Source organism: Pengzhenrongella sicca (assembly GCF_017569225.1).
Taxonomy (GTDB): domain Bacteria; phylum Actinomycetota; class Actinomycetes; order Actinomycetales; family Cellulomonadaceae; genus Pengzhenrongella; species Pengzhenrongella sicca.
The window spans coordinates 418,504-430,753 of the sequence record NZ_CP071868.1 but is presented as its reverse complement, the minus strand read 5'-3'; the positions used below and the strand labels follow the sequence as shown (position 1 = coordinate 430,753).

The following is a 12,250-nucleotide window of genomic DNA, read 5'->3' as shown; positions in this document are numbered from 1 at the left end:
CGGGCCGCCCTTTCGCCGTCTGGCGCGGCGCCGCCGCCGCTTTGAAAGAGGACTCCTTGGCCCAGCAGAACCTGCAGATCACCGTGGCCGCGCCCGATCCGGCGCTGCTCGACCTGCCCTGGGACGTGCCGCTGGAGAACTGGCCGACCGAGGTGCTCGCGGCCCTGCCTCGCGGCATCTCGCGCCACGTCGTGCGCTTCGTCAAGCTCTCGGGCAAGGTCATCGCGGTCAAGGAGATCGGCGAGTCCGTCGCCTACCGCGAGTACGAGCTGCTGCGCCAGCTCAGCCGGCTGGACGTGCCGAGCGTGGAGCCCGTCGGCGTCATCACCGGCCGCCACGACCCGGACGGCGAGCCGCTCGAGGCCGTGCTGATCACCCACCACCTGCAGTTCTCGCTGCCGTACCGCGCGCTGTTCAGCCAAGCGCTGCGCCCCGACACCGCGACCCGGCTGATCGACGCCCTCGCTGTGCTTCTCGTCCGCCTGCACCTGGCGGGCTTCTACTGGGGCGACGTCTCGCTGTCCAACACGCTGTTCCGCCGCGACGCGTCCGCCTTCGCCGCCTACCTCGTCGACGCCGAGACCGGCGACCTGCACAACCGCCTGACCGACGGGCAGCGCTCCTACGACCTCGAGATCGCGCGCGTCAACATCATCGGCGAGCTGATGGACCTCGTGGCCGGCGAGATGCTCGACGACGACGAGGACACGGTCGCGATCGGCGCGATGCTGGTCGAGCGGTACGAGGAGCTGTGGACCGCGCTGACCGACGAGGAGTCGTTCGGCGCCGGCGAGCGCTGGCGGGTCGCCGCGCGCATCGACCGCCTGAACGACCTGGGCTTCGACGTCGGCGAGCTCGACATCACGACCGACATCGACGGCACGACCGTCCGGATCCAGCCGAAGGTCGTCGACGCCGGGCACCACTCGCGCCGGCTGATGCGGCTGACCGGCCTGGACGTCCAGGAGAACCAGGCCCGCCGGCTGCTCAACGACCTCGACGCGCACGCCGCCGCGACGGACCGCCAGAACGACGAGGAGTCGTTCGTCGCGCACGACTGGCTGACCCAGGTGTTCGAACCCGCCGTCCGCGCGGTCCCGCGCGAGCTGCGCCGCAAGCTCCAGCCGGCGCAGGTGTTCCACGAGCTGCTCGACCACCGCTGGTTCATCTCGAAGGAGCGCGAGCGCGACGTCCCGCTGGCCGAGGCCATCGCGAGCTACGTCGACGACGTGCTGCGGCACCGCCCCGACGAGGACGCCGTGCTCGGCGCGAGCGGGCTCGACGACCAGTAGGAGACCCGTAGGAAGCCCAGCAGGAGCGAACGACCAGCAACCGCGAGCGCCCGCGCGCCGGGGGCCCGAGGGCCCCACGGGGCGCGGGCGTCGACATGCCCGGAAGACGGCTCAGCCGGCGGCGGCCTCCGCGGCGGCGGCCGCGGTCGCGGTCGCGGTCGCCACGGCGGCGGCGGTGCGGATGCGGGCCACCTCGTACAGGGCGATCCCGGCCGCGACGCCCGCGTTCAGCGACTCCGTCGCCGAACCGATCGGGATCGACGCGACCGCGTCGCAGTTCTCGCGCACGAGCCGCGAGAGCCCCTTGCCCTCCGAGCCGACCACGAGCACGAGCCCGTCGGTCGCGAACGGCAGGTCGGAGATCGCGACGTCGCCGTCGCCGGCCAGGCCGACGACGAAGCAGCCCGCCTTGCGGTACGACTGCAACGCGCGCGTCAGATTGGTCGCGCGCGCGACCGGGACGCGGGCGGCCGCGCCGGCCGACACCTTCCACGCCGACGCCGTGACGCCCGCCGAGCGGCGCTCGGGCACCAGCACGCCCTGCGCGCCGAACGCGCCGGCCGACCGGAGCACGGCGCCGAGGTTGCGGGGGTCGGTCACGCCGTCGAGCGCGACGATGAGCGGCGCGACGTGCGAGTCGGAGGCCTCGTCGAGCAGGTCGTCCGGGTCGGCGTACTCGTACGGCGGGACCTGGATCGCAACGCCCTGGTGGATGGCGCCGTCCGTCAGCCGGTCGAGCTCCAGCTTGGAGACCTCGAGCAGCGGGTAGCCGCGGCCGGTCGCGATCGCGAGGATCTCGCGTGTGCGGTCGTCCGTCTCGATGCGGGTGCCGTAGTAGACGGTGCTCACCGGGATGCCGGCGCGCAGCGCCTCGAGCACGGAGTTGCGACCGCCGACGATCTCGTGGGTCGCGCTGACGCCCTTGCCGCCGCGTCCGCCGGCCGCCGAGCGAGACGCGCGCGCCGCGGGCGCGCCGGAGCGACCCGCCCCGGCCACGCTGCGTCCTGACGCGCCGCGGCCCGTCGCGCGCTCGGGGGCGCCCCGGCCCGTGCGCTCAGGCGCACCGCGGCCCGTGCGCTCGGGCGCGCCCCGACCGGCGGACGAGGGCCGGCCGCTGCCGGCCGGCGCCGGGCGGCGCTCCCCGGCGGCCGCGCGGTCGTTCGCGATCTTGCGCTTGCCCGCGGGGTGGTACGGCCGCTCGGTGGCCTTGGGCGTCGGCCCGCGCCCCTCGAGGGACTGCCGGCCCTGCCCGCCGGAGCCGACCCGCGCGCCCTTTTTGGATCCGGGCTTACGTGTCGCGCCGCGACGCGTCGAATTTCCTGCCATCAGTTCTTGTCCTCCAAGGTGGCGGCCAGCGACCATCTCGCCCCGGCCGGTGAATCCTCGACAACCACCCCGGCCGCCGCGAGGCGGTCCCGGATGGCGTCCGACGTCGTGAAGTCCTTTGCGGCGCGGGCCTGCGCGCGGGCCGCGAGCTCGGCGGTGACGACGGCGCCGAGCGCGTGCGCGTACCGGTCGTCGTCCCCCCGCGAGCTCCACTGCGCGCCGGCGGGATCGAGGCCGAGCACGTCGAGCATCCCCCGCAGCGCCACCATCGCCTCGCGCGCGGCGAGCGAGTCGCCGCCGGCGAGCGCGGTGTTGCCAGCCTTGAGCCACTCGTGCACGACGGCCAGGGCCGCCGGGACGTTGATGTCGTCGTCCATCGCGGCGACGAAGTCGGCGGGCAGCTCGGCCTTGGCGACGTCGTCGTCGTCGACCGGCCCGACGGCCTCGACCGCGCGCTCGACGAAGCCTGCGAGCCGGTCCCACGTCGCCTCGGCCTCGCGCAGCGTGTCGTCGGTCCACTCGAGCATCGAGCGGTAGTGCACCGCCGTCATCGCGTACCGGAGCACGACGGCCCGCGAGCGCGCGAGCACCTCGGTCACGAGCAGCCCGTTGCCGAGCGACTTGCTCATCTTCGCGCCGCCCTGGGTGACCCAGCCGTTGTGCAGCCAATACCGCGCGAACCCCAGGCCCGCCGCGCGCGACTGGGCCTGCTCGTTCTCGTGGTGCGGGAAGCGCAGGTCGAGCCCGCCGCCGTGGATGTCGAACGTGTCGCCGAGGTAGCGCAGCGCCATCGCCGAGCACTCGAGGTGCCAGCCGGGCCGGCCGCGACCGAACGGCGTCGCCCAGCTCGCCGTCGCCGGCTCGCCGGGCTTGGCGGCCTTCCAGAGCGCGAAGTCGCGCGGGTCCCGCTTGTCCGAGCCGACGCCGTCGTCGCCGGCCCCGTCGGGCGCCGGCACCATGTCGTCGACCCGCTGGTTGGTCAGCGCGCCGTACTCCGGGTATGAGCACACGTCGAAGTAGACGTCGCCGGGGGCCGCGACGTACGCGTGCCCCGAGTCGACGAGGCGCTGCATGAGCTCGATCATCTGCGGCACGTGGCCGGTCGCGCGCGGCTCGTAGTCGGGCGGCAGCACGCCGACCGCGGCGTAGGCCGCGGTGAATGCGCGCTCGTTCTGCAGCGCCCACGCCCACCAGGGGCGGCCCGCGTCCGCGGACTTGGCGAGGATCTTGTCCTCGATGTCGGTGACGTTGCGGATCAGCGTGACGGTGTTGCCCGAGCGCATGAGCCAGCGCGCGAGCACGTCGAACGCCACCGCGGACCGCAGGTGGCCGATGTGCGGGGGGGCCTGCACCGTCGCGCCGCACAGGTAGATGCCGACCTCGCCCGGGACGACGGGTTCGAAGTCGCGCACCGTGCGCGTGGCGGAATCAAAAAGGCGAAGGCTCACGACCCAAGGTTACCGGGGCATCGCTCCGGCGCGGTCCGCGACCTCGCCGCCGACCTCCGCGACCCCGCCAGCGACCCGCCGCCGACCTCGGGCGCGGCTCAGCCGAAGTTCTGCGCCTCGCCCCGGTACGTCGGCACGGTCGCCACGACCGCGTCGCCCTGCACGACGTGTACCGCGTCGAAGCGCTCCATCACCTCGCCCGCCTTGGCGTGCCGGAACCAGAGCCGGTCCCCGATCGCGGGCCCACGGCCGACGACGCGCAGCGGCGTCTGCACCTCGCCCGCGCCCTCGCGCGGCGTCAGGCGCAGCCCCTCGCCGACGGGCAGCGGCTGGCGCGACCGGGTGGCCGGCCCGGACGCGATGTACCCGCCGCCGGCGGCCGTCACGTACCCCGGACCCGGCCGGCGCACGACGTCGAGCCCGAAGTACGCGGCGGGCCGCGGCGCGAACGAGCGGTAGTGGTCGAACAGCGTCGGGACGAACAGCCCCGAGCCGGCGGTCGCCTCGGTCACCGCGGGGTCGCTCACGGTGGACTGCACGGAGCCGCTGCCGCCCGAGTTCACGAGCTCGAGCGGGCGCCCGATCGCCTGCTGGACGGCGTCCACGACCCGACCGCGGCGTCGCGCGAGGTCGGCGATCGAGGCGCGCTTGACGAGCCGGACGCCCGGGCCGGAGTCGGGCAGGCCGGCGACCTGGGCCTCGTAGAACATCACGCCGCGGATCGTGACGCCGTCGTACGCCGTCGCGGCCGCGGCGAGCGTGGCCGCCTGCGCCGGGTCGTGCACGGGCGAGCGGCGCACGCCCAGGTGCAGCCCGAACCGGCCGGCGCCCAGGCGCAGCGACGCGTCGACGTCGAGGCAGACCTGCAGGCGCTGCCCGCCCGCCTCCGCCGCGCGGGCCGCGAGCGCGAGGTGCGCGACGTCGTCGGCCATCAGGGTGATCGCCGCCGCCGCCGCCGGGTCCGCGCCTAGCCGCGCGAGCGCGCCGGCGTCGACCGTCGGGTAGCCCACCAGCACGTCCCGGGCCCCGTGGGAGACGAGCCACAGGGCCTCGCGCAGCGAGTACGCCATCACGCCCGCGAAGCCGGGCCGGGCGAGCACGCGCTCGAGCACCCAGCGCACCCGCACCGACTTGCTCGCGACCCGCACGGGGACGCCGTCGGCCCGCCGGACGAGGTCCGCGGCGTTCGCGTCGAGCGCGTCGAGGTCGACGATTACCAGCGGCGCGGGCAGGCCTGCCGTCGCGGCCGAGAGGCGGTCGCCGAGCGTCGGCGCCGTCACGGCCGGGCCCCGTCCTGCACGGGGCCGACGACCCGCGTGCTGCGGGCCGCGAACCACGGCGCGAGGCAGGCGACGACGAGTGCGAGCGCGAGCGGCACCGCGAACGCGATCCGCAGCGTGCTCCCGACCCCGATCCCGCCGACGAGGACCCCGCCGAGCACCGCCCCGACGTAGTTGAAGACGTTCAGGCGCGCGATGACGACGTCGGCGGCGGCCGGCGCCAGCTCGCCCGCCGCGGCGAAGCACAGCGGCGCGACGACGCCGAGGCCGAGGCCCGCGAGCGCGAACCCGGCGATCGCCACGGCGGGCCCCGGCGCGAGCACGACCGCGAGCAGGCCGGCGGCGCCGATCACGCCGCTCGCCCGGACGACCCGCACGCGGCCGACGGCGCGCACGACGCGGTCGCCCGCGAGGCGCGACACGAGGGTCGTGGCGAGGTAGCCGGCGTAGCCGAGCGGGGCGACGATCGCCGAGCCGAGCAGCACGTCATGCACGTAGATGGCGCTCCAGGCGGAGACCGCGGAGTCGGCGACGTAGTAGCCGACGATCGCGAGGCCGAGCACGAAGATGCCCGACCACGGGGCGACGAACGGGTGCGCGCCCGCGGGGCCGGAACCGCCCGGCGCGTCGGAGCTGCCCGCGGGGCCGGCCTCGGGGCTGGCCGGCGCCGCCAGCAGGTCCCGCCAGCACGCCGCGGCGGCCACGACGACGACGGCCGTCACGGCGGCGATCGCCGCGACGTGCCCGAGCCCGAGCGCGGCGGCGCCCGAGGCCCACAGCGCGCCGAGGATGCCGCCGACCGACCACGCGGCGTAGCAGGAGGTGAGGATGCTGCGCCGGTAGCGACGCTCGACGGCGACCGCCTGCATGTTCGTGCCCGCGTCCACGAGGCCCAGGCCGACGCCGTAGACGACGAACGCCGCGACGAAGGCGGCCCGACCCGGCGCGAGCGCGATCGCGGTCACGGCGATGGCGACGACGACGAGCCCGCACCGCAGGACCTGGGCGCTCGGCCGCGTCCGGACCGCTCGCGCGGCGAGCGCGCTGCCGGTGCCCGCCGCCACGCACACCCCGAGGATCGTGAGCGTGACCGTGAGGTCGTCGATGCCGAACCGCTGCTTGAAGCCCGGCAGGCCCGACAGCAGCCCGGCGTAGGCGAACCCCTGGATGGCGAAGGCCCCGGAGACGGCCGCGCGGGCCCGCCGGTCCGCCGCGGCGGGTGGGGTCACCCCGTGACCCGCGCGTACGTCGCGATGTGGTCCGCGAACGACGAGAGCGCGGCGAGGGCCGCGTCGTCGTCGCCGTCGACGAGCCACGCGAGCGAGACGCCGTCGAGGGCCGCAACCGCGAGCCGGGCGAGGCTGCGCCCCGACACGGACCAGGACATGCCCGCGAGCTCGGCCGCCTCGGTCAGCACCCGCTCGGCCACGGTCCAGTTGTGCTCGAGCTGCAGCCCGGCGACCTTGTGCAGCTCGGGCGTGCGCAGCGAGGTGGTCGTGAGCTCGTAGCTGAGCAGCTGGGCGCCGCGGTTCTCCCGCATCGCGTCCCACACCACGCCGAGCGCGACGCCGATCGCGGCCCGCGCGGACGGCTGCTCCCGCGGCACCGGGTCGAAGGCCACGCGCGCGACGTTCTGGGCGGTGATGGCGTGGCCGACCTCACGGAGCAGCTCGTTCTTGTCCTCGAAGCAGTAGTGCACGACGCCGAGCGAGACTCCGGCCTCGGCGGCCACCGCGCGGACCGTGGCCGCCTCGATACCGTCGCGGATCGCGACCGTCATGGCCGCGTTCACGAGTTGCTCGCGTCGCGCGGCCATTGGAAGACGTGACATCTGTGCCCCCTTGTGCGCATCCATCGTCACCTGTGACGTTCTCCCGATCGTCCCACTCGATGACACCACGGACCACCCACTTGACCTGGACACCCGACCAGAGGAAATAGTGGCCTATGACGCCTCGTCGCGATACCCCCCTGCGGTGGGAGAACTGGGCCCGGACCGAGCGGTGCCAGCCCGAACAGGAGGCCGTCCCGGCCGATCTGGAGGACCTCGTCGCCGCCGTTCGTGCGGCGGGGGCCGCCGGCCGACGGCTGCGCGTCGTCGGCGCCGGGCACTCCTTCACCGGCGCCGCCGTGACCGACGGCGTCATGGTTCGGCTGGACCGGCTCGCCGGGGTCGGGCCGGTCGCCACCGCCGCGGACGGGACGACGACGGTGACGGTGGGCGCCGGCATCAGGTTGGGGGCGCTCAACCGGACCCTCGCCGCCCGCGGGCTCGCCCTGCCCAACCTCGGGGACATCGACCGCCAGAGCGTCGCCGGGGCGATCTGCACCGGCACGCACGGAACCGGCGTGCGCCTGCCGGGGATCAGTGGCCAGGTCACGGCGGTGCGCGTGGTCTCCGCCGCGGGTGAGGTGCACGAGGCCTCGCCCGACGCGCGGCCCGAGCTGTTCGAGGCGGCGCGGCTCGGCCTGGGCTCGGTCGGCGTGCTGGCCGCGGTGACGCTCGCCGTCGTGCCGGCGTTCCTGCTCGCGGCCCGCGAGGAGCCGTGGCCGCTCGACCGCGTGCTCGAGGAGCTGTCCGGGCCTGACGGCCTCGTCGAGGCGAACGACCACTTCGAGTTCTACTGGTTCCCGCACACGCGCCGGACGCTGACCAAGCGCAACAACCGGTGCCCCGCCGCGACGCCCGAGCCGCTCGGGCGGGTCCGGCGCTGGGTCGACGACGAGCTGTTGTCGAACGCCACCTTCGAGGTGACCAACCGGCTCACGGACGCCGCACCGCGCCTGACCGCGCGGGTGAACTCGTTCGCCGCCCGCGCGCTGACCGCGCGGCACTACCGCGCGCCGTCGGCGGACGTGTTCGTCTCACCTCGTCGCGTGCGGTTCCGCGAGATGGAGTACGCGATCCCCCGGGCCGCGCTGCCGCAGGTGCTCGCCGAGCTCGACGCCTGGATCGAGTCCAGCGGCGAGCAGGTGTCCTTTCCTGTCGAGGTCCGCTTCGCGGCGGCCGACGACGTCTGGCTCTCGACCGCGCACCAGCGCGAGACCGCGTATGTCGCCGTGCACGCGTACCTGCGCCGCCCCCACGTGCGCTACTTCGCCGCGGCGGAGCGCATCGTCGCCGCCGTCGGCGGGCGCCCGCACTGGGGGAAGCTGCACGGCCTGGCGGCGACCGACCTGCGCGCGCTGTATCCGCGCTTCGAGGACTTCCTGGCCGTGCGGCGCGCCGAGGATCCGGGCGGGATGTTCGCGAACCCCTACACCGACCGCGTGTTCGGCCCGATCGCGCGCTGATCGGCCCGTTTCCTGTCGCCACGACGCCCGGATCGGGCCATGATCGTCAGATGGTGCACGCAGTGGTGGCGACCGCGTACGGCGGCCCCGAGGTCCTGTCCCTGATCGACGTCGACCCCGGCGCGCCCGGCCCGGGCCAGGTCCTGCTCGCGGTGCACGCGGCCGGGGTCAACCCGACGGACTGGAAGACCTACACCGGCGCCTACGGCACCGATGCCGCGCGCCTGCCGCTGCGGCTGGGCAGCGAGGCGGCCGGGACGGTGCTGGCGATCGGGCCCGACGTCGACGACGTCTCCGTCGGCGACGAGGTGATCGCCTACCGGGCGCCCGGTGCCTACGCCGAGCAGCTGATCGTGCGCGCGGCGAACACCGTCCCCAAGCCACCGTCGCTGAGCTGGGAGAAGGCGGGCGGCCTCCTGCTCGCCGGGTCGACCGCGATGCACGCGGTGACCGCGACGCGGGTGGGCACCGGCGACACCGTGCTGGTGCACGGCGCCTCGGGCGGCGTCGGCTCGATGGTCGTGCAGATCGCCCGCTCCCGCGGCGCGCGCGTCATCGGCACCGCGGGCCGCGCCAACCACGAGTACGTGATGGACCTCGGCGCGACCCCGGTCGTGTACGGCCCGGGGCTCGCCGACCGCGTGCGGGCCGCGGCGGGCGGCGTCGTCGACGCGGCTATCGACACCGTCGGCACGAACGAGGCGCTCGACGTCTCGGTCGCGGTGGTGCACGACCGCAAGCGCATCGCCACGATCGCGGGCTTCGCGCACGGGGCCGCGCTCCAGGTCCAGGTGCTCGGGAACGGCCCGGGCGCCGATCCGGGCACGGAGATCCGCAACGCCGCCCGCCGCAAGCTGGTCGACCTCGTGGTCGCGGGCCGGCTCGACGTGCGCATCGCGGCGACCTACCGGCTCGCCGACGCCGCCCGCGCGCACCGCGCGGGACTCGCCGGCCAGGCGAACGGGAAGATGATCCTGCTGCCCTGACCTGGGTCGTTCACCGGGTCAGGGCGTGGGAGTGGTCGTGGGTGTGGGCGGCCCGCGCGGGTGCCGCGCTCGGCGTGGCTGTACCTGGCGTCGTCGTCGCCGTTGGTGTTGGCGTCGTTGGTGTTGGCGTCGTTCGTGTTCGCGTCGGCGTCCCCGACGCCGGCGCGCCCGCCTCGACGAGCAGGCGCCGCGCGATCTCGCGCTCGGCCTGCTCGACCCGGTAGGAGTGCTGGACCCAAGCGATGTGGTCCGTGGTGATGCTCATCTGTCGTTCCTCCTCGTGCATCCCTCTCGATGCGTTCCATCGTGATCGCACAGGGGTGCCGCGGGGATCGGGCAGATACCCGAGATTCTGGGTCGGCGGGCCTTAGGCGCGGGGGTGGATGGGGGCCCGACGCCTCTAGGTGGGTGTCAGTGACGACGGGTTCCACGCCGACGGGACCGGCGGCGCGACGTCGGCCGCCAACCTCGGGTCCCCCGCATCGATCCCCCGCCGGGGCCGCACGCCGACGAGACCCCGCGTCCCGACGACGAACCCCCGCCGTTCTGAGCGCGGAGCTACTCGATCGCGGCGATGAGCGCCGTCGCGATCGCCGCGATGCCCTCGCCTCGGCCGGTCAGGCCGAGACCGTCCGTGGTGGTCGCGGACAGGCTGACCGCGGCTCCCGCCGCCGCCGACAGGGCGGCCTCGGCCTCGGCCCGACGCGCGCCGATCTTCGGACGCGTCCCGATCACCTGGACCGCGACGTTGCCGATCTGGAAGCCCGCGCCGCGGACGCGCCGCGCCGCCTCGGCCAGCAGCGAGACGCCCGAGGCGCCGGCCCACTGCGGCTCGGCGGTGCCGAAGTTCACGCCCAGGTCGCCGAGCCCCGCGGCCGAGAGCAGCGCGTCGGCGGCGGCGTGCGCGACGACGTCGGCGTCCGAGTGCCCGGCGAGCGCCGCCTCACCCGGCCAGGTCAGCCCGGCGAGGGCGAGCACGCGCCCGGAACCCGCAGGCGCGAAGGCGTGGACATCGATCCCGATGCCGGTCCGGGGAAGCGCGCTCACGCGGTCCCTCCTGATCTCGTTGTTCTGCTGGGCCGGATCGCGCTGGTCCGGATCAATCCCGCGCGGAGCGCGAGCTGGGCGAGCTCCAGGTCCCGGGGCGCGGTGATCTTGAAGGCATCGGGGTCGCCGGGCACGACATGCACCTGCTCCCCGAGCGCTGCCACGAGGGACGCGTCGTCGGTGGCGGCGGCGGCCTCGTCGACGGCGCGGTGCGCGGCGGCCGCGTGCGCGCGGTCCAGGAGCGCGCGGTCGAAGCCCTGGGGCGTCTGAACGATGCGCAACGCGGAGCGGTCGGGGTTCGCCACGACCGCGGGGTCGCCGTCGGAGCCGACCTGAACGATCGTGTCGGTCACCGCCGCGCCGGGGATGACCGCGCCGTGACCGGCGCGCACCGCAGCTGCCACTCGCGCGACCAGCGCGGCCGGGGCGAGCGGGCGCGCGGCGTCGTGCACGAGGACGACCTCGATCGACGGCGGCAGCATGGCCAGCGCGGCGCCGACCGACGCCTGCCGGCTCGCGCCGCCCGCCGTCAGCAGCACCGGGACCCCCGCGGATTCGGGCCGCTCGCTCAGACCCGACGAGCGGAGCACGGAGCGACCGACGACCGATCGGAACTCCGCGAGGAATGCCTCAGGGGCGGTGACGACGATGAGGTCGACGACGCCGGACTCCGCCAGGCGCCGCGCGGCGTGCGCGACGAGCGGCAGGCCCTCGAGCAGCACCAGGGCCTTCGGCACGGCCGCGCCGAAGCGGCTGCCGCTGCCCGCGGCGGTCAGCACCGCGGCGGTCCGGGGGACGGCCGTCGTCATCGCCGGCCCGCTCGTCGTGGACGACCGGACGGTGCCCCGACATCGGTCGGGCGCCGACCCCAGCAGGGGTGCGGCGCCCGAGGGACAGTGTGATGCATGGTCAGGAAGCGAGGACCTCGTCGAGGATGGCGGCAGCCTTGTCCTCTTCGGTGTGCTCGGCGAGCGCGAGCTCGGAGACCAGGATCTGCCGCGCCTTGGCGAGCATGCGCTTCTCGCCGGCCGACAGGCCGCGATCCGCGTCCCGACGCGAGAGGTCGCGAACGACCTCGGCAACCTTGATGACATCGCCCGAGGCGAGCTTCTCGAGGTTGGCCTTGTACCGACGCGACCAGTTGGTCGGCTCTTCGGTGTACGGCGCCCGGAGGACGTCGAAGACCTTCTCGAGCCCCTCCTGGCCGACCACGTCGCGGACACCCACGAGGTCGATGTTCTCGGCGGGCACCTCGATCGTCAGATCGCCCTGGGCGACCTTGAGCTTGAGGTACACCTTGTCTTCGCCACGGATCGTCCGGGTCTTGATCTCTTCGATGAGTGCGGCGCCGTGGTGCGGGTAGACAACCGTCTCCCCAACAGTGAAAGTCATCTGTAGATGTCCCCTTTCGCGGGGCTCTATCTTACCACGGCGCAGACCTGCGACGAAGCGTGGACCTACCACATCGCTGCAGGTCACAGCCATGACCTGACCGTCACGTGACCTGGACCACTATGATAGCCCCTGGGCGGGCCGAGCGGTGCTCGGGTCCCCGATGACCAATTTGTCACCCCTGA

12 protein-coding genes are annotated in these 12,250 nt (G+C 74.7%); 3 read left to right on the top strand and 9 right to left on the bottom strand.

Annotated elements, in window-relative coordinates; genetic code table 11:
• Positions 1-56 precede the first annotated feature (56 nt).
• Positions 57-1,292 (top strand): DUF4032 domain-containing protein, encoded by a 1,236-nt coding sequence (locus J4E96_RS01955; protein WP_227424125.1) that lies wholly within the window; start codon positions 57-59, stop codon positions 1,290-1,292.
• 111 nt (positions 1,293-1,403) lie between these two features.
• Here J4E96_RS01955 and rlmB read toward each other — a convergent pair whose 3' ends face one another.
• The 5 genes from rlmB to J4E96_RS01930 all read right to left on the bottom strand — a co-directional run bounded on the left by rlmB (position 1,404) and on the right by J4E96_RS01930 (position 7,177).
• Positions 1,404-2,618 (bottom strand): 23S rRNA (guanosine(2251)-2'-O)-methyltransferase RlmB, encoded by a 1,215-nt coding sequence (rlmB, locus tag J4E96_RS01950; protein WP_227424124.1) that lies wholly within the window; start codon positions 2,616-2,618, stop codon positions 1,404-1,406.
• Entirely contained in the window at positions 2,618-4,066 is a 1,449-nt protein-coding gene (gene cysS / locus J4E96_RS01945) for a cysteine--tRNA ligase (RefSeq protein WP_227424123.1), read from the bottom strand. Before cysS ends, rlmB begins: the two co-directional genes overlap by 1 nt.
• Positions 4,067-4,164: 98 nt before the next feature.
• Positions 4,165-5,346: an alanine racemase gene (locus tag J4E96_RS01940; RefSeq protein WP_227424122.1), complete on the bottom strand. Its 1,182-nt coding sequence runs from the start codon at positions 5,344-5,346 to the stop codon at positions 4,165-4,167.
• Positions 5,343-6,575 carry an MFS transporter gene (locus J4E96_RS01935; protein WP_227424121.1) on the bottom strand — a complete coding sequence of 411 codons (1,233 nt, stop codon included), beginning with the start codon at positions 6,573-6,575 and terminating at the stop codon, positions 5,343-5,345. The genes J4E96_RS01940 and J4E96_RS01935 overlap by 4 nt, the downstream gene beginning before the upstream one ends.
• Positions 6,572-7,177 carry a TetR/AcrR family transcriptional regulator gene (locus J4E96_RS01930; RefSeq protein WP_227424120.1) on the bottom strand — a complete coding sequence of 202 codons (606 nt, stop codon included), beginning with the start codon at positions 7,175-7,177 and terminating at the stop codon, positions 6,572-6,574. Before J4E96_RS01930 ends, J4E96_RS01935 begins: the two co-directional genes overlap by 4 nt.
• Positions 7,178-7,293: 116 nt before the next feature.
• Between J4E96_RS01930 and J4E96_RS01925 the strand changes: the two genes are divergently transcribed.
• Positions 7,294-8,640, top strand: coding sequence for a D-arabinono-1,4-lactone oxidase (locus tag J4E96_RS01925; RefSeq protein WP_227424119.1), 1,347 nt, complete (start codon positions 7,294-7,296; stop codon positions 8,638-8,640).
• A 50-nt stretch (positions 8,641-8,690) separates the two neighbouring features.
• Positions 8,691-9,626 (top strand): quinone oxidoreductase family protein, encoded by a 936-nt coding sequence (locus tag J4E96_RS01920; RefSeq protein WP_227424118.1) that lies wholly within the window; start codon positions 8,691-8,693, stop codon positions 9,624-9,626.
• A 10-nt stretch (positions 9,627-9,636) separates the two neighbouring features.
• On the opposite strand, the gene J4E96_RS01915 is transcribed toward J4E96_RS01920, so the two are convergent.
• The 4 genes from J4E96_RS01915 to J4E96_RS01900 all read right to left on the bottom strand — a co-directional run bounded on the left by J4E96_RS01915 (position 9,637) and on the right by J4E96_RS01900 (position 12,065).
• Positions 9,637-9,891: a hypothetical protein gene (locus J4E96_RS01915; protein ID WP_227424117.1), complete on the bottom strand. Its 255-nt coding sequence runs from the start codon at positions 9,889-9,891 to the stop codon at positions 9,637-9,639.
• Between the two features lie 293 nt (positions 9,892-10,184).
• A complete protein-coding gene (ispF, locus tag J4E96_RS01910) occupies positions 10,185-10,673 on the bottom strand; it encodes a 2-C-methyl-D-erythritol 2,4-cyclodiphosphate synthase (protein WP_227424116.1) in 489 nt (162 codons plus the stop codon).
• Positions 10,670-11,482 (bottom strand): 2-C-methyl-D-erythritol 4-phosphate cytidylyltransferase, encoded by an 813-nt coding sequence (gene ispD / locus J4E96_RS01905; protein WP_227424115.1) that lies wholly within the window; start codon positions 11,480-11,482, stop codon positions 10,670-10,672. The genes ispF and ispD overlap by 4 nt, the downstream gene beginning before the upstream one ends.
• A gap of 100 nt (positions 11,483-11,582) precedes the next feature.
• The gene (locus J4E96_RS01900) at positions 11,583-12,065 is read right to left on the bottom strand and encodes a CarD family transcriptional regulator (protein ID WP_227425632.1); all 483 of its coding nucleotides are present in this window, start codon (positions 12,063-12,065) and stop codon (positions 11,583-11,585) included.
• Positions 12,066-12,250 lie beyond the last annotated feature (185 nt).

What these genes read in the sequence shown, in the direction of transcription:
- rlmB (WP_227424124.1), bottom strand. Translation starts at nt 2,618, where the DNA reads ATGGCAGGAAATTCGACGCGTCGCGGCGCGACACGTAAGCCCGGATCC.
- J4E96_RS01930 (WP_227424120.1), bottom strand. Translation starts at nt 7,177, where the DNA reads ATGTCACGTCTTCCAATGGCCGCGCGACGCGAGCAACTCGTGAACGCG.
- J4E96_RS01925 (WP_227424119.1), top strand. Translation starts at nt 7,294, where the DNA reads ATGACGCCTCGTCGCGATACCCCCCTGCGGTGGGAGAACTGGGCCCGG.
- J4E96_RS01920 (WP_227424118.1), top strand. Translation starts at nt 8,691, where the DNA reads ATGGTGCACGCAGTGGTGGCGACCGCGTACGGCGGCCCCGAGGTCCTG.
- J4E96_RS01915 (WP_227424117.1), bottom strand. Translation starts at nt 9,891, where the DNA reads ATGAGCATCACCACGGACCACATCGCTTGGGTCCAGCACTCCTACCGG.
- ispD (WP_227424115.1), bottom strand. Translation starts at nt 11,482, where the DNA reads ATGACGACGGCCGTCCCCCGGACCGCCGCGGTGCTGACCGCCGCGGGC.
- J4E96_RS01900 (WP_227425632.1), bottom strand. Translation starts at nt 12,065, where the DNA reads ATGACTTTCACTGTTGGGGAGACGGTTGTCTACCCGCACCACGGCGCC.